Raw genomic sequence first — 19732 nt, 5'->3', positions numbered from 1 at the left:
CCATCGGCGCGGCGTTGTACGCCTTCGGCTCCCTTCGGGCCACGGCCGTGAAAGGCATGGCCGTGAAAGGCATGGCCGTGAAAGGCATGCGCCCGGACCCGGGTCGGCTCAGTCCGATCCGGCCGCGGGTGCCGCCTCGGCAGGGCTGACGGCCGCCCGGCCGAGGTCGGGGAGCGTGTGCAGCTCATGGGTCTGCCCGCGATGAGCCTGGACCGCGTTGGAGTGATAGCTCTCGGCGACAGCAAGGAAGTCGGGCTCGTGGTAACGGCGGCCGTCGACGGTGGGGCCCAGGTACCCCTCCATGATGGCCTCCACATCCTCACCTGTGATCGTCTTGTGGGTCTCCAGCGCGTGGGTGAGGGCCAGGATCTCCCGCCGGTTCGCGGCGAGCACCTCCTCGGTACGGGCATAGAGCTCCCGAAGTTTGCCCTCGACCTGCTCGCCGAACGGCCGGTCGGCGTCGATGGAGGCGTTACCCATCTCCTGTTCCAGCATGGACAGGCGCGAGGCCAGGGTCTCCCCCATCGCCGCCGAGGAGATGAAGTTGGCCACGAGCAGGGTCGCGCTGCGCAGGTCGCCGCCGACACCGACGGTGTTGTCCCCCTCGAAGAACATCCGTTCGCCGACGAGCGAGGCGAGGGAGACCATCACCTGCACCTCGATCTCGGACTTCCACATGAACATGCGGTCCTCGACCGCGACGTGCGCCACGAACCCGCCGACGCCACCGCGGCGTTCGATGGTGGCGAGGTCGATCACCCGCCCACGCTGCATCCGGTAGGCGACGACGGCGTGGCACGCCTCGTGCAGGGCGATGCTGTGCCGTTCCCGGTCGATGTGCTCGTGGTCGTCGGCGAGGCCGTATTCCTTGATCACCCTGGCCCGGAGCATGTCCTGCCAGGTGATGACCTCCCGGCCGTCCTTCACCGCCTGGACCAGGGCCTCGTTGACGGTGTCCTTGATGGTCGCCCCGGTGGCCTCCGGGCTCATGATGGCCAGCCGGTCGATCTGATCCGGCGTGAGCTCGTGGCGCACCTTCGACAGATAGCCCTCGAAGGTGCGGATCCGGCCCTCCTTGCTGGGATAGCCCACCTTGTACTGCCGGTCGATGCGGCCGGGGCGCAGCAGCGCCTCGTCAAGCGACTGCGGCATGTTCGTCGCCATCATGACGAGGATGCGGTATTTGGGCGGTGGCTTGGGCCGCATGCCCAACGTCCGGCGCACCACCCGGTTGAGGAAGCCCCGCGGCTTCTTCAGGCCGGACATCTCGGTGAGCAGCGCCTGCAGGGTGCCGTCGAAACCGCCGCCGCCCCCGCCCATCACGAACTGCTCACGGGTGATCTCCGCGCGGGCCGCCTCGCTCAGGTAGGACAGGCCGTTGCACAGGTCCCCCGGACCGCCCTCGCCCACCGATCCGGGCCGGCCGGCGAACCGGCGGCCGGCGCCGGTCGGGAACGCACTCGCCGAGACCCGTCCTGCCGGGGCCGCGCTCACCGGGACGAATGCGGGCGACCCGGAACGGGCGAACCACGACCGGGCACCGGTTCCGGCCCCGCGGCCGAATCCCCCGGCGAGCTGACCCCGGCTCCCCAGCGTGTCGGCCTCGTCAAAGAAGACGATCACCCCGCCATAACGCAGGGAGAGCTTGCGCAGCTTGCGGAACAGCGATTTCACCTTGAGGATGCCGACCCCGATGAACATCGCTTGGAAGGCGCCCGGGTCGACGAACACGAAGGGCTTCCCGGTCTCTCCCGCGACCGCCTCGGCGATGAGGGTCTTGCCGGTGCCCGGCGGCCCCCAGAGCAGGATACCGCCGGGAACATGACCACCCCGGCTCTCGATCTCCTCCGGCCGCTCCAGGTAGAAAACGTTCTCCTTCACCCGGCTGACAACGTGGTCCTGCCCCCACACGTCGGCGAAGCGGGTAGTGATGTCCTCGGGGAAGTAGACGTCGACGCCGCCCTTGGACAGGAACCAGAACATCACGACGAACTGGCCGACGACGAGGGTCATGAGCAGGACGATCTGCAGGACCGCCGGGATGGCCTTCCAGACGGCGCCGGGGACGTTCACCATCGCGTCGAAGACCGAGGTATCGGCCAGGCGGGCGTAGACGAACAGGGCGAGCGCGGCCCCGACGATCCACTTCAGCGCACGGCTGACCCGGTACCGGTTCCAGTCGTTGAGCCGCAGCAACCGACGCTCGGCCTGCCCGAAGACCCGATCGGTCCAGAAGACGTAGTAGCCCGACCACCGTTCGCCCAGGAACATGTGGAGCTGGTGCACCAGTTCCACGCCCAGCAGGGCCAGGATCCACCAGCTGTTCCTGGCCTGGATGCGGATCGAGTCAGCCCACGTCATCAACGGGTTGCCGGACACGTCGGCCGCCACGACGAAGACGAAGACCGCCCCGAGCAGGAGCAGGAACTTCACCCGGTCCCAGAAGGCGAGGGGACGGCGGCGTGGCTTGCCGGCGGTCGCGCTCGCCGGCTTCGCATCCGTGCCACCGGGGTCGGGACCAGCCAGACCGGTGGCATTCGGCTTCGGGTCCCCGCCGTCGGCGGTCCCACCTGCCTGGTCTCTCACGCCCATGACTACTGACCTCGGTCCGTCGGCTCGATCGTGAAGGACTTGGCGACATCGCCGATCTGCTGACCATGCGTGGCGTAACACAGCGACGAACACGCGAGGATCAGCTGGTAGAGCACTCGCTGCCCGTTGTCGAGCAGGCTCGTCTGGTCAATGGTGACCAGCCCGGCCTGGGTCTGCACCTGGTAAATGAGGTGCACCCCGTGCACACCATCCTTCTTGTGCACAACCTCGTCCGCGAGTAGCAGGAAGTTCGGCGTCAGCCGCGCACCGTAGGGGTTCTGCCGCACGGCCTGCTCCTGCGCGGCCACCGCGTCGTCGACGGAGAGGACGAAGTTGCGCAGATCGTTGGTGGAGACCGCGTTGGCCTCCTCCGGGAGCAGGTGGCGAACCTGGACGAACCCCTTCGGCTGCGTTGCGTCCGGCACAAGGAGCCGGGTGTTGTCGAACCGCTGGGCCGCGTCGATGCCGACGACCCATTCCCGCGACATGAGACCGCGCAGCATCTCGGGGCTGACATTGCGGGCGTCGATCCCGAAAAGCGCAGGTCCGGGCATCTCCTGGTGATTCCACCCGGTCGGGACACGCACAAACGCGCCGTCCTTCTTGTTGGTTACGTATTCGTAACTCGGTGAGCCGCAGGCAGCGGCGGCGAGGAACACCGAGACGATTACGCCGAGCAGCAGCAGGGTGCCAGGGGCGGACTTTCGGCGCGGACGTGTCATCCGACGTCGAGCCTCCACGGCGAACCTCCAGCTTCGCGAGGTTGAACACATGGTGCGGCGCCGGGCCATGGTCCTTTGCTTTCCTTCGAAAAGTGTGACTCAGGACGGGGTCGACCTACGCAACCTTCGCCAAAAAGAGAGGAAGTACATACCCTCCGCTGTCGGATGCTCCGGGTGCCCGACGCCACTCCGGCACGCCGAACCCCGATTCGGTGACCACGGGAGTCAAGGCAATCACAATAAGTCATGATCTGCCTGTGGGGCAACACGAACGCCAACCTGGAGGTGGACGCCGCTGCCCGGGCCTCGGATCGGCGTGTGCGGCATACCCCGATCCCCCCGTGGTCGAACCAGCGTCCCCGGGCATACCGCACGCCTCCTCCAGATCGGGCCCCGGGCCGGGCGAAACGCCATCCCGGGTGAGGCACCGTGGCCGCACTCGGGCGGTGCGGCCACGGTCGGGCCGAACGCGGCATCCCAGGCACACTGTCGGTATGGCCCACTATCGGCATGGTCGTAAGGTTCCCGCGCTTCGTCCCGCGCGGCGGCACCTCATCGGCGGACTGACGGTGGTCGCGGTGTTCGTCCTGGTGGGGCTGGCCGCCTGGAACCCGATCGCGGCCCTGCCAGCACTCGCCGCGATCATCATACTCGGTGTGATCGACTGGGTCGTCGTGACGGCCTCCCCCACCTCCGGAGACCTGCCCTCCGGACCTGCCGCGTTCACCGGGGACGAACCCGGCTGGGAGGGCGGGATGGACACACCGACGCAGGTGCTGCCGCGACTGACCTTCGGATACGCGCGGGCGTCGGCGCGTGGCGAGGAGTACGCGGAGCCGGACCAGGACGCGGTGCGCACCATGGCGATCGACATGCGCGGCTACCTCGACGAGGCGGGTCCGGGCCGGATGGGCTGAGCGGGTCCGGTCCCCGCCCGCGCCAGGAGGCCAAGCACGGCCGACGTCGCCGCGCGCGCCGCCGCGGCCTCCCGCTCACCATCCGTACCCCCCTCGCCTCCGCCCTCGCCTCCGCCCTCCTCACCGTGGGCACCGCCCGCGTTCCGGCCGGCGGCCAGACCAACCAGGAACGCGGTGAGTGGCGCCGCGGGACGCGCGACCCCGTGGGCGACGTCGCGCGCGAGATCGAGAACAGCGCCCACGTCGATCCGTGCCGCGTCGAGGCCGAGCTCGGCGCAGACGTCCGACACCCACTGCGCCAGGACGTCCCGCTCCAGGAGGTTCTTGTCCCGAACGTTCTTGTCCCGGACGTTGCCGGCACCCGAGCCGACGGCCGCGGCGGGCGGCGGGCGATGACGTCCGGCCTCCGGGGGCGGCGGATCCGCCGAAGCCCGATGATCGGACCGCGACTGGTGATCAGGCTGCTGGTCATCGGCGGAGGTCATAGGTCCATCGTGCCGGGCCGGGCCACGCTCGCCCACCGCGGCCCAGCTGCGGGCCCGCGCCACATCCGCCGGTTCGTCGCAGTCGAGGCAGGTCCGGGCGGGCGCCCGGACCGCGGTCACCGGACGGTCTGCGAACAGGCCGCGCACCGGGCGCCCGATCGGATCGGCGGGTAGCGCCGCCCACAGCGAGGCCGTCCGCCACACCGCGGCCAGAAACTGCCGGCGGCCGTCCGGGTCGACCAGCAGCGCGGCCTGCGCCGCGGGGTCCGCGACCCCACGGCGCAGCAGCGCGATCTCCCGGCCGGTCAGGAACGGCAGGTCGGCGGCGAGGACGGCGACGAACGGTGTGGTGATCTCGACAAGGCCGGCGGCGATCGCCGCGACCGGTCCCCCGCCGGGCGGATCCTCCCGACACCAGCGCACCCGACCAGGCGGAATCGGAGCGACGGCCAGGTCACGCCGGGGACCGACGATGACCACCCGTTCGGCGTCCAACACCGCGGACAGCACCCGCTCGAGCAGGGTGGAACCGCCGACCATCACCGCCGGCTTGTCCCGGCCGCCGAGCCGGCGCGCCCCACCCCCGGCCAGCACCAGGGCACTCCAACCCGCGGGGACACCGGCATGCGACCCGGACCTGGCCACCGTCATCCGCCGATCGCGGACATCGGCCGGTCCGGCTGCCGAAAGGTCGGTTCGTCGATGCCGTGCCCCGCCTTCTTGCCCCGCACGGCCGCCCGCCACAGAGCCGCGAGCCGCTCGTCGTCCGCGCCGGCACGCATGGGGGTCCGCAGATCGCTCTCCCGCCGGGCGAACAGACAGTCACGCACCTGGCCGTCGGCGGTCAGCCGGACCCGGTCACAGGCCGCGCAGAACGGCGCCGACACCGAGGCGATCACCCCCACCCGCCCGGGCCCACCGTTCACCTCGAACAACTCGGCGGGCGCACTGCCGCGGCCCGGCAGCGGCGTGAGGGTGAACTCCGCCCGCAGGCAGGCAAGGATCTCGCCGGCCGTCACCATCGTGTCCCGACGCCACGCGTGCTGCGCATCCAGCGGCATCTGCTCGATGAACCGCAGCTCGTAGCCCTCCCGCAGACACCAGCGCAGTAACCGGGGGGCTTCGTCGTCGTTGACGCCCCGAACGAGGACGCTGTTGACCTTGACCGGGGTGAGCCCGCTCGCGGCGGCGGCGGACAGTCCTGCCAGCACGTCACCGAGCCGCTCCCGGCGGGTGATCCGGACGAACCGGTCCGCGTCCAGCGTGTCCAGGGAGACGTTGATCCGGTCCAGACCGGCGGCCCGCAGCGGGCCCGCCAGGCGGGCCAGGATCAGACCATTCGTGGTGACGGACAGTTCGGGCCGCGGCCGCAGGGCCGCGAGCCGCGCCACCAGCTCCACCAGACCCGGACGCAGCGTGGGCTCACCGCCGGTGAGGCGAATCTCGGTCACGCCGAGCCGCCCAACCGCGACGCCAACCAGCCGGACTACCTCGTCGTCGGTCAGCATCCGCTCACCAGGAAGCCACGCGAGTCCCTCGGCCGGCATGCAATAGGTACACCGGAGGTTGCAGCGGTCCGTCAACGACACCCGCAGGTCCGTCGCGATGCGACCATGGGTGTCAGTGAGGCTCATTCCTCCAGGGTAAGAGCCGTTCGTCCGAGTCGCGGCTCGTCCCGAGTCGGGCCACGCGGCGGCGGACTCACCGGCGGGACGCGATCGGGACGGAGGGGCCACGACGTGGGCAGTCGGACCGTGGCCGCCCCGATCGCCTGCGAGACTACAACTCGTGCGGTCGACGGACGTCCGCGGTCACTGGGCGGCGGTTCGGCCCACGGCACCGCGGCGGCACCGGCGGCGAGGTCGGCAGGGTCGGCGAGGTCAGAACATCGGTAGGGGAGGGCTCGGCGATGCAGGTCTTCGGGGTTGACGTCGGCGGAAGCGGAATCAAGGGCGCTCCGGTCAACGTCGAGGACGGGTCGCTGGCCGCGCCCAGGTTCCGGCTGGCGACTCCGCAGCCGGCCGAGCCCACCGCGGTGGCCGCGACCGTGGCGGAGGTGGTTGGCCGCTTCGGCTGGTCGGGACCGGTGGGAGCCACCCTGCCCGCAGTGGTCAAGAACGGGATGGCGCTCACGGCGGCGAACATCGCCCCGTCCTGGATCGGCACCGACGTGGTGTCCCTGTTCGCCGAGGCGCTGGGCGGGTCGGCCGCCGCCACGGGCCCGGTGGACATCACCGTGATGAACGACGCGGACGCGGCGGGCATCGCCGAGATGACCTTCGGCGCCGGACGCGACACCACCGGCCTGGTCGTCGTGACGACGTTCGGAACCGGGATCGGTACCGCGCTGTTCCTCCACGGCCAGCTCGTGCCCAACACCGAACTCGGCCACTTGGAGATCTCCGGGCACGACGCGGAGACCAGGGCGTCCGATGCGGCCCGGGAACGCGAGGGCCTCTCCTGGGAGAAGTGGGCCAAGCGGGTGACCAGGTACCTCAACACCATCGAGGCGCTGCTCTGGCCCGACCTCATCATCATCGGTGGTGGGGTGAGCAAGAGAGCGGACAAATATCTCGACCAGCTCGAGGTGCGTACCCGAGTGATCCCCGCGCAACTCCAGAACGAGGCGGGCATCGTCGGCGCCGCCATCTCCGGCCTGGTCGACCAGAACCGGCCCCGACCGGCTGCCCGGCCCGCCCGCCGCCGAGGTCCCGCGACCCGCCCCCCGGGCGGCAGGCGACCATAATCCACCGGTCGCGAGTCCACTCGTCCCGGATCCGGACGTTCCGGGACTGCCCGAACAGGCCCAACACGGTCAGACTGTGCGTGTCGCCCGCCGCCACGCCCGCGACCGACGCCATCGATGGCAGGCTGTCAGCTACCGGGACGCACAGGCCGAAGGCGGGTTGACGCATCATGCTGACATCCGCTCCCATGCGCGTCCGGCGCAACGGTCCGCCCGCCGCGGCACGGCGACAAGCGGTACGGCTTCGACGGAGGAGGAGGCGCCATGCGCGAGCTGCGGGCGGTCGCACTCAGCGAGGACGGCGGCTACCTCGTGCTCACCGACGCGAACGGCAGGACGGACGGCGAGCAGTTCCGGGTGCCCGTGGACGACCGGCTGCGCGCGGCCCTGCGCGGTGTGCGTCGCAGCGAGGCGCGTACCGAGAGCGCGCTCACCCCACGGGAGATCCAGGCCAGGCTGCGCGCCGGGGAGACCGCGGCGGAGGTGGCCAGGGCCGCCGGGATCCCGGTGGAACGGGTGGAGCGCTATGAGGGTCCCGTCCTCGCCGAACGTGCCAGGGTCGTGCAGGAGGCGCGGGCCGCGCTGCTCCCCAAGGATCCGGGGGGCGTGCCGGGACGGCCGTTGGGCGAGGTCGTCGACGCGCGGCTGATGGGAGCCCAGGACAATCCGGCCGCGGCGCAGTGGGACGCGTGGCGCCGCGTCGACGGCATCTGGCTCGTCCAGCTCACCTCGGAAAGCCGCTGCGCCCGCTGGACGTGGGATCCGGTGGTGCGCCGGGTGCGCCCACATGACGACGCGGCCCGCACTCTTGTGGCGCCGGAGACGGCGGAGCAGCCGGCGCCGATGCCCGCACCGTCATCCGTACCATCATCGTCGGCGGCGCTGCGGGCGGCGGGGCCAGCGCTCACTCTTGTGCACGACCAGGCCACTCCGGTCACTCCGGTCACTCCGGCCACTCCGGCCACCCCGGCCACCCCGGTCCAGCCGATGGTCGCCGCGATGGCGGAATCGGGCCTGCCGCCGGGAACACCGGCCCCGCAGCACGGCCTCCCCGAGCGGCAGTACCCTCCGCCCGCGGCCCTGCCCTCCCACCCGGCCGCGTCGTATCCCGGGGACACCGCATATCCCGGGGACACCGCGGGCGGTGGGCGACCCGGGGCACCCGGGTCGCCCACCCGTCCGGAGACGATCCAGGCGGCCGAACCGCAACCCGTGGTCGCGGACACCCGATCCGCGGACACCCGATCCGTGACCCCCTGGTCCGTACCTGCCCGGTCCGCAGACCCAGCGGCCCCGGGAGACCCGCGCTCGGTGGAGCGGAAGGCCGCCCGGGCCGAGGAAGCCGAGTCCCTGGATCGTCCCGTCCGGCCCGAACCGATCCGCGGCGAGGTCGCTCGCCGGACGGCCGCGACGGGGCGAGGCGTTCCCGGCAGCCGCCCCAGGGTGGGGTCCGCGTCCGGGACCGGACGATCAGGAGTGCATTCCCGGGCGGCCGTCGCGCCGGCCGGTCCGCAGCCCGTGACATCCGCCACGTCTCCCACCGGGGCAGCCGCCAAGCTGCCGGTCCCGGGCTCGGCGCAGGTGCCTCCCGTCGCCGGCGGGGAGCGGGGCGGGACAGCCGCCGCGGCCCCGGCCGGACCGGAGCCGTCGGCCCCAGAGGCCGGTACGGCAGCGCGATCCGCTCCCGCCGAACCGGCCGCGCTAGCGGGCACCGATGCCGCCGCAGCCGCCGCAGCCGCCGTGACCTCGGCACCAGCCGCCCGAGCCGCCGGATCCGGCACAGGTTCCACGCCCGGGGCGCGCCGCACGGCAGCCCGGCGGGAAGCCCCCGCCAAGGCTCCCTCCGCGCGGACGGAGGATGCGCCGGACGGGACCGACGAGACGACCGTAGACACATCGAGCGCCTCCGCTGCGTCACGGGCACGCCCGAGTAACACCGCCCGTGGGAACGAACGTCCGGCAGGCGGTCGACGCGGACGCAAGTCAGTGCCAGCATGGGACGACATCGTCTTCGGTGCCCGACGTCCCTGATCAGACGACCGGGCGCCCGAGACGGGTACCCGTCCGTGGTATGGAGGACCACGGACACCACGCCGCTCTGGATGCAACGACGCCACGAGAGCCGGCTGTGAGTAAACCGTCACATGGTCAGTTGGAACATCTGACCGCCTAACACAGTTGGAGTAGATGTGACAGGGACTATCACGAAGCCGACGCTGACCAATCTTGATCGTTGCGACCGGTGCGGTGCCCAGGCCTACGTGCGGGTCGTGCTGCCCGGGGGCGGCGATCTCCTGTTCTGCCGGCACCACGCGAAGTCGCACGACTCGAAGCTGCGTGAGATGGCTGTTGAGTATCACGACGAGACCGACAAACTCAGCGTGTCCTGAACTCGGCCGCCCAGGCACCCCGAAGGGGCACATCACGATCTAGCGATGTGTCCCTTTTGGTGCATCCAGGATCCCTGACCACTTCCCTCGCTGCTGACCGGCGGCCCATCCGTTACTCCGGGCGGCCTCCGCCGCAGTCATCCACTCCGTTCCCGGGTGCCCTTCGGCACCCGGGAACGCCAGGCCATACGGTGGGGGCCGTGTCCGCCGCGGGAAACAAAACACCGGCTTCCGTGGCATCGTCCCCGGTGAGCGGCCGCTGGATGGTGTTACTGCGCAGGGTGGTCGCCGAGGTGAATCCCGGGCTGCTAACGCGGGCCAGAAACCGTCACGCCGCGGCCTGGACCGCCATCCGGCGCAGCACGCTGTTCCACCGGCTGGATCACCAGCGCCGCCGGCTGCCCCGAGGACCCCTGCGACTGGCCCATCGGACCATCACCAATGCCTGGCGGCACCGGGTCCTGGGGCTTGCGGCCGAGGCGGGATTCTGGCAGCTGCTGTCCCTGCCCCCACTCCTGCTGTCGTTGTTGGGAACGCTCGGCTACGTCGGTGACGCCATCGGAGCCGACGCCCTCGACAGCGCCCGGCAGAGTATCCTTCACGGCGCCGGCGGCCTGCTGACCGAATCGGTGGTCGACGACGCGGTGCGCCCGACCATCGACCAGATCCTCTCCCGTGGCCGACCGGATGTGATCTCCATCGGTTTCGTGCTGTCCCTGTGGACCGGGTCGACCGCGATGGCGACCTTCGTCAACACCATCACCATCGCCTACGGCCAGCGCGAGCTACGCTCGGCGGTACGCAGCCGGCTCCTGGCGCTGTGGCTGTTTCTCGCCCAAGTGGCCAGCGGGGTCATCCTCCTGCCTGCGCTGGTCCTGGGGCCCGAACTGATCTCGCGGATCTTCGACGCCAGTCGCCATCCCCTCGTCAGTACCCTGATCACACTGCTTTACTGGCCGGTCGTGGGACTCGTGGCCCTGGCGATGCTGACCTCGCTGTACCACCTCTCGCTGCCGGTACGCCGACCCTGGTGGCGGGCGCTGCCCGGAGCGATCCTCGCGCTCGTCTGCTGGCTCGTGGGCAGCGGCGTGCTGCGGTACTACCTGGAGATCGTGTTCAGTCACGAACTGGTCTACGGCTCGCTCGGATCACCGGTGGCGGCGCTGCTGTTCTTCTACATCACCGCGCTGGCCGTGTTGTTGGGCGCGGAGCTCAACGCGGCGCTGGACGAGCAGCCACCGCGCCGCCGGGGCAGCCACTCGGCGCTGAACGCCTTGAGGCCGCCTCAATAGGTGCAGGACACCCCGCCCGCATCACCCGGGACGGACCTTCCCGCCGCGCTGGTCGGGGACCAGACCACCGGTACCGCGGCGGACACCGGTACCGCAGCGAAGGAGCCACCCCCCGCGCCGGCCGAGAGTGCGCCGGTGGAGCTCCCGTCGGCGACACGACCGCCGAAGGGCTTGAGGAAGGCGCCCAGCTGGGCTGGATCAGGGACTAGGACGCTCTGCCCCCCGCGGGTGCCAGCTGCCGCCGGCACCGTCGTGAACGCGACGCCGCCCGATCCGATCGACTGCATCCGCACCGCGAGAAGCCGGAGGTCGGCGAGGGAGGTGGCCTCGTCGAGCGTCAGCGCCGAGGTGGCGGAGTCGACCACCCCGAGCAGCTTCGCCGGGTTGAGCAGGGTGTCCGTCGACGCGATCCGCTGGAAGACGGCACCGAGGAACTGCTGCTGGCGGCGGATGCGGTCGATGTCGCTCTCAGGTAGGCCATACCGCTGCCGGACGAAGGAGAGGGCCTGAGCCCCGTTCAGCGTGTTCTCGCCGACCTGACCGGAAAACCCGGAGTAATGGTCGTGCAGGTTGTCGAAGCCCCGTGCCTTCAGCTCGGGGGGAAGTTCCTTGATGCAGACGGTGACCCCGCCGAGGGCGTCCGTCATCCCCTGGAAGCCGATGAAGTCGATCTGGACGTAGTGGTCGACCCGGATCCCGGTGAGGTTCTCGATCGTGGCCACGAGCAGGGACGGCCCGCCGTAGGAGAAGGCGGCGTTCAGCTTGGACCGCTGCGCCGCGTGCTGCATGCCCGCCGCGTCGGTGTACGCGGGGATCCGCACCCACAGATCCCGGGGGAAGGAGATGAGAGTCGTCGAACCGTCGCCGTCGAGGTGGGCAAGGATGGTCGTGTCCGACCGCTGCCCCTCGACCTGGCCGAACTCGCCGCTGGTCCCCGTCCGAGTGTCCGACCCCACGAGCAGGATGTTCTGCGTTCCGCCCGATGCGGACGCCGGCCGGTCCGCGCTGGCGGAGAAGGCCAGCGGGATGTGATGCACCCTACCGTCGTAGTGCTTCAGCACGGCCCAGCCACCGGTCGCCAGGATCAGGACGAGGGTCGCCAACACCGCGGCCATGGCGGTGAGACCGCGCCGTAAGCCGCCCTGCCCGGGTGCCGCGGGACCCTCCGGGGCCGGCCGGTCATACCGGGGCTCGGCCGCCGGGTGATCGATGGGGTACCGGGCGTAGGGATCGGGGTAGGCGCCGGGGGGTACGCGCGGCTCGTCATCATCGTGACCCCGCGGAGCCGGCCGGTGCTCCCGGCGCGGCCACTGCCCGACGGGCCAGTCCTCCTCAGGGGCCCGGCGTGGGTCCCGCGGGTCACGGACGGACCGGCCACGCCGCTCGCCGTCCCGGCGTCCCGCCGTCGGCCCGTACCGTTCCGGACGATCCGGAGGCCAGGTCATGGCCGCGTCCTCCTCCCTCATCCACCGGGATGAGATCACCCGCGCCAGTGGCGCCGCCCGGGGTCGGCACCGTCCACCACCGGCGCGAACCCGCCGGACCACCTTGGCACGACGTGGGCGCGGACGGACCGGAACCCTCCCGGACAGTCTTTTCGATGGTGACGGGTGACGGGCGTCATGGCATTCCCGACGGGTTGTCGGATGTACGACCTCGCAGGCCCCCGACCGGCCCGCGGACCGTGCGGACTCCGACGGCGCCGCCCGGACCGTCCCGGCCGAGCCGAGTTGTGGCGGACCCCGGGTGGCGCCGAGCATCGAGACCGGTCGCGGACCCGATTCCGATCCTGCGATCCCGACGACAACCACCGGTATCGGGATGCGCAACAATGATGCCGGTACCCGGTGGTGTTCGCGACACGCAGTGCAGTACCCGAATCGAGTGCAGTACCCGAATCGAGCACAGCGCCCGAATCGAGCACAGCGCCCGAATCGCACGATGCCGGTGGCTATCGGACCGGCATTACGGCACACCGAGGACGTCCGCCCCCGGACCGACTCGATCCGTGCAACGCGGACCCGCCTTCCCCGCCGACCGGCAGATGAGTTAACGGTCCGCGACGGAAGGTCACAACCGATCGGATCCCCCAGATCTCCCACAACCGATTGCGTGCCCTCGTTAACTCACCCGAGGTGGGAGGAACAGTCTTCATGGAAGGGTCCGAAGGCGGCGGCGTGGGTAGCGGCGTTCGGGCCCAGGTCGCGACGCGACCGCCCACATCGGCCCGGCATCACCGCGGCGGCGCGATGCACCAAATGCCCGGCGGACCAACGACGAGAAGTCCGGCCAACGCGCCGGGCATGGCGGTGTGCCTCGCGCGCTACCCGCCGTCCGCAACGGGGCCTACCGTTAACGGTATGAGTGCCCAGTCCCACCAAAGCTCACCTCCACCGACCAGCACGGGGGTGCCCGAGAGCGCGCCGGCCGGGCGTGATCCGAACCTCATCACGACCGACGAGCCGGGCGTTGTCCCCACCGGGGCCAGTGAACCTCCGGCATCGGATGATTCCGTGCGCGAACCCGGACAGGCCAACCACGACGAGGAACCACACGCGGCGTTCCGGCGATTTATGTCGACCGGGTGGGCGCCGATTGACGACGCTGTGCCATCCCGCGATGACTGCGCACCCTACACCGCGAAACGTCGCGCCTTGTTGGGTTCGCGGTTCCCGGCGGACGCGCTTGTGGTGCCGAGCGGCGGTCTGCGGGTACGGGCAAACGACACGGATTTTCCGTTCCGTCCCGGAAGCGACTTCTTCTGGCTGACCGGCTGCCATGAACCCGATGCCGTGTTGGTTCTGCTACCCAACGCGGCCGGCGAGCATGATGCGGTGCTCTATGTCGCCGGGCGGTCCGACCGGTCGAGCTCCGCCTTCTACACCGACCGGCGATACGGGGAACTGTGGGTCGGTCCCAGACCGGGGGTTCGGGAGACCGCGGCACAGCTGGAGATCGAATGCCGGCCGCTCACGGAGCTCGCGGACGCGCTCGCGCGGTTGGCACCGGGAAACACCCGGGTACTACGCGGAGTCGATCCGGTCGTGGATGGTTCGGTGCTGCGCTGGTCCGGCCGGGGTGGACCAGGAACCGACCGCGATCTGGCCCTCGCACAGGCCCTTTCCGAGCTGCGGCTACTCAAGGACGACTTCGAGATCGCCCGATTGGACGAGGCGATCGCCGCGACCGTGCGTGGCTTCACCGAGTGCGTGGGAGAAATCGGTCGGGCGATGGACCTGCCCAATGGAGAACGATGGTTGGAGGGGACGTTCTGGCGGCGGGCCCGGGTGGACGGCAACGACGTGGGATACGGTTCCATCGTCGCCTGTGGCCACCACGCCACGACGCTGCACTGGGTCCGCGACGACGGGCCGGTACGCGCCGGTGATCTCGCCCTGCTCGACATGGGGGTCGAGGGACGCTCCCTCTACACGGCCGACGTCACCCGCACGCTTCCGATCAACGGACGGTTCACCGAGGTGCAGCGCCAGGTCTATGACGTGGTTCTTCGCGCCCAGCAGGCCGGGATCGACGCGGTCCGGCCGGGAGCGTCCTTCCTGGAGCCGCACCGGGCCGCCATGCGGGTCATCGCCACGGCTCTCGACGGCTGGGGGCTCCTGCCGGTCAGTGCGCAGGAGTCGCTGATCGAGGACCCCCGCTCCCCGGGAGCGGGCGTCCATCGCCGCTATACCCTGCACTCCACGTCGCACATGCTCGGATTGGACGTGCACGACTGCGCGCAGGCGCGCGACCAGACCTATCGCGACGCGGCGCTGGAACCGGGCATGGTATTGACGGTCGAACCGGGCCTGTACTTCCAGCCGGACGACCTGATGGTTCCGCCGGAGCTGCGAGGCATCGGCGTCCGGATAGAAGACGACATCCTGGTCACCAGGGATGGAAGGCGGAACATGTCCGCCGCACTTCCGCGAACCGCGGAAGACGTCGAAAACTGGATGGCCCGGCAGCTGCCGAACTGACGGAACGAACAGATCTGGCGACGGACTGCGTCAGCGGCAACGCCAATAGTTCCTGCCACACCGGCCCGGTCGGTGTGGCAGGAACCTGACCATGCAAAACCTGATCACACGATCTTCGGTCCGCCGGATCGCGCAGCCCGTCGTCCAATACCACGGGCACTACCGCTACAAGGGGTTCCACTGCTCCGGTCCCTACCCCGGAAAAGCAGTCAAGACCAGGATCAGTGGGCCTTGTCGTACGCCTCGACGATGTTGGAAGCGATACGCCCCCGGTCACTCACCGTGTAACCGTTGCTGCGCGCCCACTCACGAATGTCGGCGGTACGGTCGGTTCCGCCGGTACGGCGCGAAGCGGCACGCACACCACGCCGGCCACCCGCCGCCCGACCGCCAGAACGGCGAGCCGCGGTGACGAACGAAGCCAACGACTCACGCAACTTCGTGGCGTTCTTCTCCGACAGGTCGATCTCATACTGCGCACCGTCGAGTCCGAACCGGACGGTCTCGTCGGCCTCTTCTCCACTGAGATCGTCAATCAACGAGACGATGGTCTTCTGGGCCATGCCACTCTCCTTCAGGTCAGCGGACCGCAGAACTCACGCGTCTATTATTACCACGAGAACGCGGGGAACTGTCACGCCTGGTTCGTCGGGCTCGCAGGCTTGGGTCGCCGAAGACGAAGTCAGCGCTCAACGCACGCCGCCCTGGCAGTCGGAGTGCGGAACCCAAAGACAGGGAGCAAGCTCCACATGATAGAGGGATGATCATGTTCTGCGAATCACACCTTCCCAGTCGAAAGGCCGACCGCAAGCGGACAGTTGGGCAGGCGTGGACCGGGCGGCGTCCATGTCCTCCGACCTTGGGACACCGATCGTGTTCGTCTACCGACTCCCGTGGACGATTGCCCGGCAAACGGCGGGCAACAGCCGCCGGCGCCTTTGGGGTGGTGGTGCCGCGAGCGGAACCGACCGGTACGAATGCCAAAGGGGATCGCCGCGCCGGATGAGTACCCCTGATTCCGGCGCCGCCGGTATGAGCCGACCCACGGACGAGTACCCGCGCACGTGGGTGGTAGACGGTGCCAACGTGATTGGCTCCCGGCCCGACGGGTGGTGGCGGGACCGCCCAGGAGCGGCCGGACGGCTAGTCGACGCTATTTCGGCGCGGATCACCCGTCCCGGCACGCACCCGCGGCCATCATCGAGGCCGGAATGGCCCGAGCGGATCGTGGTCGTTCTCGAGGGTGCGGCGCGGGCCGGAGTTCCCGAGGGAACCGTACGGCCCGGAAAGATCACACCCGAAAAGATCCGGCCCGCGGACGTCGCGCCCGAGAAGGGCCGCCACGTTCCAGCGAGGGCGGACCGCGCGGCACCGACCATCGTCGTCGTGCACGCCCCCGGGCACGGCGACGACGCCATCGTGGCGGCGGCGCGCGACGCGGTCGCGCCCGTGGTCGTCATCACCTCGGATCGGCAACTTGCCGGCCGGCTGAGGTCGCTCGGCGCGGGTGTGCGACGGTCGGGATGGTTGTGGGACCTGCTCGACGAACGATGAACGACGGCCAACCAGCGACGGGTCCGGGGGCAACCGGCGGCCAGCGTCCGTCCGGGTCGCCGGCCGGCCCACGAACGGACGAGCCTCGGAGAGGGAGCACGACGGCCGCCGCGAAAAAAACACACCGGCGATACCGGAAAAGGCGCGCTACGACGGGCTGAGGCCGCTTGACGGGGATGGACGGCCCGCCGGACCGTACGCGAAACGCCGGGACCGAGCGGTGACTCGGGACCGGATCACGTCGGGAAGGTCACCGCACCCCGCCGATCGTGGTCATCCGACCATCGACCGACTCCGTCCGACCATCAACCGACGCCGGTCACGGCCGATCGGCCCCTGAACGGACAAACACCCCGCGGCACAGGCTCAGCCCCGCGGCACAGGCTCAGACCGAGGCGGATACCGGATGCCGGGGAGGCGGTCCAGCGGCAAGCCGGGCGGTGTAGCGACCGGCCGCCACGCCGACCTCCAACGGAATCCCGAAGCAGGAGGAGAGCGCCTGCGCGGTGAGGACCTGCGCGACCGGACCGGCCGCAAGCGCCTGGCCGCCGCGCACCAGCAACGCGTGAGTCACCCCGACCGGGATCTCCTCCACGTGGTGGCTGACGAGGACGAGGACAGGAGCGATGGGGTCGGCCGCGAAGCGGGTGAGCCGCCGCATCAACGCCTCCCGCGCACCCAGATCGAGCCCGGAGGCGGGCTCGTCGAGCAGGAGGAGTTCCGGGTCGGTCATGAGGGCCCGGGCAATGAGCACGCGCTTGCGCTCTCCCTCGGAGAGGGTTCCGAACCGACGGTCGACCAGTCCACGGCACCCGAACTGGGTCAGCAGGCCGGCCGCGCGGGTGAGATCGACCTCGTCGTACTCCTCGTCGGCGCGGCCCAGCACGGACCAGCCGGCGGTCACCACCGCGTCGAGTACCCGCTCGTCGGCGGGTGGCGTCTCCACCAGCGCCGGGCTGACGACACCCACCCGGTATCGTAGATCGAGAAGGTTGACCTTGCCGAGACGGGCGCCGAGCAGGTCGACCGTGCCCCTGGTGGGAAACAGCCGGCCCGAGGCCACCTGCAGCAGGGTCGTCTTCCCGGCGCCGTTGGGACCGAGGACCACCCAGCGCTGGCCAGGGAACACCGCCCACGACACGTTCCTGAGCAGGTATGACCCATCTCGCACGACATTGACATTGTCGAGGCGCAGCACCGCGTCCGGCATGCAGCTCACGTTACGCGACACCAGACTTCCTGATGCCGCCGGGACGGCCGGTCCACCCGTATCAGGCCGTCTCGTGCCGTAGCCGGCAGGTCAGCCCGTCACCCGGGCAGCCCCGCCCCGGCTGTCCGGACGGATTCACCCGCCGGACTGAGGTAAATCGGACAGATCTAACAGGCCACGCACTTGACCCTCATGGCCATGGCGTCAGTCCGGTTCGGGCGGGGTCGTCCCGGTCAGGTCGATCTCGGCCCACACGGCCTTCCCGTCGGGGAGCGGACGGATGCCATGCCGAACGGCGAGCTGGGAGACCAGGCCGAGCCCGCGGCCGGCCTCATCCTCGGCCGCGGCGTGGCGCCGCCGCAGCACCCGGCCGCCACCGTCGGCGACCTCCACGACGGCCCGGTCGCCCAGCAGCCGCAGCCGCACCGACAGTGGTGGGCGACCGTGCCGCACCGCGTTGCTCGCCAGCTCCGACAGCACCAGAACGATGGTGTCGACGACTTCCGAGGCCAGCGGCGCGTTCTCCAGCGCGAGCCTGGCCTGAGCCCGCACGGCGCGCAGGCTCGCCGCACCGTCGAAGGTGACGTCCAGGAGGGCCGCCGCGGCCGTCGGTTCAACGGGCAACCGGGCGAACAGAAGCGCGACGTCGTCGGCCGCCACCTCGTCGACCGCCACCTCGTCGACCGCCACCTCGTCGACCGCCACCTCGTCGGCCGTCCCGGAACCCACTGGGCCGGGGGCGACGGCGGGACCGAGACCGGCACACGCCGCGGTGACCAGGTCGTCCAGATTCGCGGTGAACCTGTCGCTGGCGCGGGCGAGCGCGGCCGCGAGCTGCGAGACCCCGGCGTCGAGGTCGCGCGCACGTCCCCGGACGAGCCCGTCGGTGAACAGGGCGATCAGATATCCCCGTCCCAGTCGCACCGTGTACTCGGTCACGTCCGACCGGGCCACCCCGAGTGGAGATCCCACCGCCATGTAGAGCCTGGAGACCAACCCGTCCGGCGCGACGACCAGGGGCGGCGGGTGCCCGGCACTCGCCAGCGTCAGCACCCCACTGTCGATCTCAACGACCGCGTAGATGCAGGTGGCGATCTCCTCCCCGGGCAGGTCCGCGACGATGTCGTCCAGCAACGTCAGCACCTCGGCCGGGGGAAGATCGAGACGGGCGCAGGTGCGGGCCGCTGCGCGCAGCTGCCCCATCACCGCGGTCGCCCGGATCCCTCGGCCCATCACGTCACCGATCATCAGGGCAACTCGCCCGGCTCCCAGGTCAATCACGTCGAACCAGTCGCTACCGGCGTCGTCATCGACCCCGCCGGGCAGGTAACGGGTGGCCACCTCGAGCCCGGACGGGACGGCGGGTGGAGAACCGCGCAACGCCTCACGCAGCGCCAGCGCATTGCTGCGCTCTGCGGCCCCCCGATCGATCCGGTCCAGGACGACCCCCACCCGGGCGGCGAGTTCGGTCAGCAAGAGCAGATCCGCTTCGGTGAACGGAGGTCGATCCGCAACGGCGGTCACACTCAGTACGGCGACGACGTGGCCGACCCGTACCACGGGTACGACAGCCATCGTGTGGGCCCCCACCTGGCGGATCCACCGCTCGGCGTCGGCCGGCGGATCCCACTCGCCCGCTGTCAGTGCGACGATCAGCCGTTCGCCCCGGCGGGCGGCCCGGACGAACGGACTCGTCGGCGACGTCGCCGCGCCGGCCCCCGAGGCGAACGGAGGCACCGCGCCGAGCCCGTCACGGGCCAGGACGACGAGTGGACGCAGCTCGGGCACCGGCTCTGCCGCCCGGTCCCCCGCCGTCTCCTCGAGACCCTCCCCGGCCTTATCCC

General features: G+C 70.5%; 15 protein-coding genes. 7 read left to right on the top strand and 8 right to left on the bottom strand.

The features are described 5' to 3' along the window. Nucleotides 1-108: 108 nt before the first annotated feature. Nucleotides 109-2592, bottom strand: coding sequence for an AAA family ATPase (locus AC08OO_RS08225; RefSeq protein WP_476618387.1), 2484 nt, complete (start codon nt 2590-2592; stop codon nt 109-111). A gap of 2 nt (nt 2593-2594) precedes the next feature. After that, complete coding sequence (locus AC08OO_RS08220; protein WP_476606435.1) at nt 2595-3314, bottom strand: hypothetical protein; 720 nt, start codon at nt 3312-3314, stop codon at nt 2595-2597. Between the two features lie 494 nt (nt 3315-3808). Here AC08OO_RS08220 and AC08OO_RS08215 point away from each other — a divergent pair, with 494 nt between their 5' ends. Continuing rightward, on the top strand, nt 3809-4231 hold the full coding sequence (locus AC08OO_RS08215) for a hypothetical protein (RefSeq protein WP_476606434.1): 423 nt from the start codon (nt 3809-3811) through the stop codon (nt 4229-4231). On the opposite strand, the gene AC08OO_RS08210 is transcribed toward AC08OO_RS08215, so the two are convergent. Further along, nucleotides 4195-5367 (bottom strand): NTP transferase domain-containing protein, encoded by a 1173-nt coding sequence (locus AC08OO_RS08210; RefSeq protein ID WP_476618386.1) that lies wholly within the window; start codon nt 5365-5367, stop codon nt 4195-4197. The genes AC08OO_RS08215 and AC08OO_RS08210 overlap by 37 nt on opposite strands. Then, nucleotides 5364-6350 (bottom strand): GTP 3',8-cyclase MoaA, encoded by a 987-nt coding sequence (gene moaA / locus AC08OO_RS08205; protein ID WP_476610677.1) that lies wholly within the window; start codon nt 6348-6350, stop codon nt 5364-5366. The genes AC08OO_RS08210 and moaA overlap by 4 nt, the downstream gene beginning before the upstream one ends. Nucleotides 6351-6625: 275 nt before the next feature. Between moaA and ppgK the strand changes: the two genes are divergently transcribed. The 4 genes from ppgK (at nt 6626) to AC08OO_RS08185 (ending at nt 11144) form a co-directional block, all read left to right on the top strand. After that, nucleotides 6626-7462: a polyphosphate--glucose phosphotransferase gene (gene ppgK, locus AC08OO_RS08200; RefSeq protein WP_476606431.1), complete on the top strand. Its 837-nt coding sequence runs from the start codon at nt 6626-6628 to the stop codon at nt 7460-7462. Between the two features lie 264 nt (nt 7463-7726). Continuing rightward, nucleotides 7727-9493 carry a septation protein SepH gene (gene sepH, locus AC08OO_RS08195; protein WP_476618385.1) on the top strand — a complete coding sequence of 589 codons (1767 nt, stop codon included), beginning with the start codon at nt 7727-7729 and terminating at the stop codon, nt 9491-9493. Nucleotides 9494-9651: 158 nt separating this feature from the next. After that, entirely contained in the window at nt 9652-9852 is a 201-nt protein-coding gene (locus AC08OO_RS08190) for a DUF7455 domain-containing protein (RefSeq protein WP_011437872.1), read from the top strand. A gap of 263 nt (nt 9853-10115) precedes the next feature. Continuing rightward, nucleotides 10116-11144, top strand: coding sequence for a YihY/virulence factor BrkB family protein (locus AC08OO_RS08185; protein WP_476618384.1), 1029 nt, complete (start codon nt 10116-10118; stop codon nt 11142-11144). On the opposite strand, the gene AC08OO_RS08180 is transcribed toward AC08OO_RS08185, so the two are convergent. Next, on the bottom strand, nt 11138-12589 hold the full coding sequence (locus AC08OO_RS08180; RefSeq protein ID WP_476611122.1) for an LCP family protein: 1452 nt from the start codon (nt 12587-12589) through the stop codon (nt 11138-11140). The two genes, AC08OO_RS08185 and AC08OO_RS08180, sit on opposite strands and share 7 nt — an antisense overlap. Before the next feature lie 915 nt (nt 12590-13504). Here AC08OO_RS08180 and AC08OO_RS08175 point away from each other — a divergent pair. Next, nucleotides 13505-15124, top strand: a complete 1620-nt coding sequence (locus AC08OO_RS08175; RefSeq protein WP_476611121.1) for an aminopeptidase P family protein — start codon at nt 13505-13507, stop codon at nt 15122-15124. 221 nt (nt 15125-15345) lie between these two features. Here AC08OO_RS08175 and AC08OO_RS08170 read toward each other — a convergent pair whose 3' ends face one another. Continuing rightward, entirely contained in the window at nt 15346-15687 is a 342-nt protein-coding gene (locus tag AC08OO_RS08170) for a histone-like nucleoid-structuring protein Lsr2 (RefSeq protein WP_476611120.1), read from the bottom strand. A 664-nt stretch (nt 15688-16351) separates the two neighbouring features. Here AC08OO_RS08170 and AC08OO_RS08165 point away from each other — a divergent pair. Further along, entirely contained in the window at nt 16352-16678 is a 327-nt protein-coding gene (locus AC08OO_RS08165; RefSeq protein WP_476608112.1) for a hypothetical protein, read from the top strand. Between the two features lie 385 nt (nt 16679-17063). On the opposite strand, the gene AC08OO_RS08160 is transcribed toward AC08OO_RS08165, so the two are convergent. Together AC08OO_RS08160 and AC08OO_RS08155 are read right to left on the bottom strand one after the other, a co-directional pair. Beyond that, nucleotides 17064-17888, bottom strand: coding sequence for an ABC transporter ATP-binding protein (locus tag AC08OO_RS08160; protein ID WP_011437878.1), 825 nt, complete (start codon nt 17886-17888; stop codon nt 17064-17066). 204 nt (nt 17889-18092) lie between these two features. After that, on the bottom strand, nt 18093-19732 hold a 1640-nt coding region (locus AC08OO_RS08155), incomplete at its 5' end, for an ATP-binding SpoIIE family protein phosphatase (protein WP_476618383.1).

This window comes from Frankia sp. CeCAU1 (assembly GCF_977971845.1).
The sequence above is the reverse complement of the archived record's forward strand: the minus strand, read 5'-3'. Positions and strand labels throughout refer to the sequence as shown.

Coding starts and splice junctions, on each gene's coding strand:
- AC08OO_RS08220 (WP_476606435.1), bottom strand. CDS start 3,314: ATGACACGTCCGCGCCGAAAGTCCGCCCCTGGCACCCTGCTGCTGCTC.
- AC08OO_RS08185 (WP_476618384.1), top strand. CDS start 10,116: ATGGTGTTACTGCGCAGGGTGGTCGCCGAGGTGAATCCCGGGCTGCTA.
- AC08OO_RS08170 (WP_476611120.1), bottom strand. CDS start 15,687: ATGGCCCAGAAGACCATCGTCTCGTTGATTGACGATCTCAGTGGAGAA.
- ppgK (WP_476606431.1), top strand. CDS start 6,626: ATGCAGGTCTTCGGGGTTGACGTCGGCGGAAGCGGAATCAAGGGCGCT.
- AC08OO_RS08175 (WP_476611121.1), top strand. CDS start 13,505: ATGAGTGCCCAGTCCCACCAAAGCTCACCTCCACCGACCAGCACGGGG.
- AC08OO_RS08160 (WP_011437878.1), bottom strand. CDS start 17,888: ATGCCGGACGCGGTGCTGCGCCTCGACAATGTCAATGTCGTGCGAGAT.
- AC08OO_RS08215 (WP_476606434.1), top strand. CDS start 3,809: ATGGCCCACTATCGGCATGGTCGTAAGGTTCCCGCGCTTCGTCCCGCG.
- sepH (WP_476618385.1), top strand. CDS start 7,727: ATGCGCGAGCTGCGGGCGGTCGCACTCAGCGAGGACGGCGGCTACCTC.
- AC08OO_RS08225 (WP_476618387.1), bottom strand. CDS start 2,592: ATGGGCGTGAGAGACCAGGCAGGTGGGACCGCCGACGGCGGGGACCCG.
- AC08OO_RS08210 (WP_476618386.1), bottom strand. CDS start 5,367: ATGACGGTGGCCAGGTCCGGGTCGCATGCCGGTGTCCCCGCGGGTTGG.
- AC08OO_RS08180 (WP_476611122.1), bottom strand. CDS start 12,589: ATGACCTGGCCTCCGGATCGTCCGGAACGGTACGGGCCGACGGCGGGA.
- moaA (WP_476610677.1), bottom strand. CDS start 6,350: ATGAGCCTCACTGACACCCATGGTCGCATCGCGACGGACCTGCGGGTG.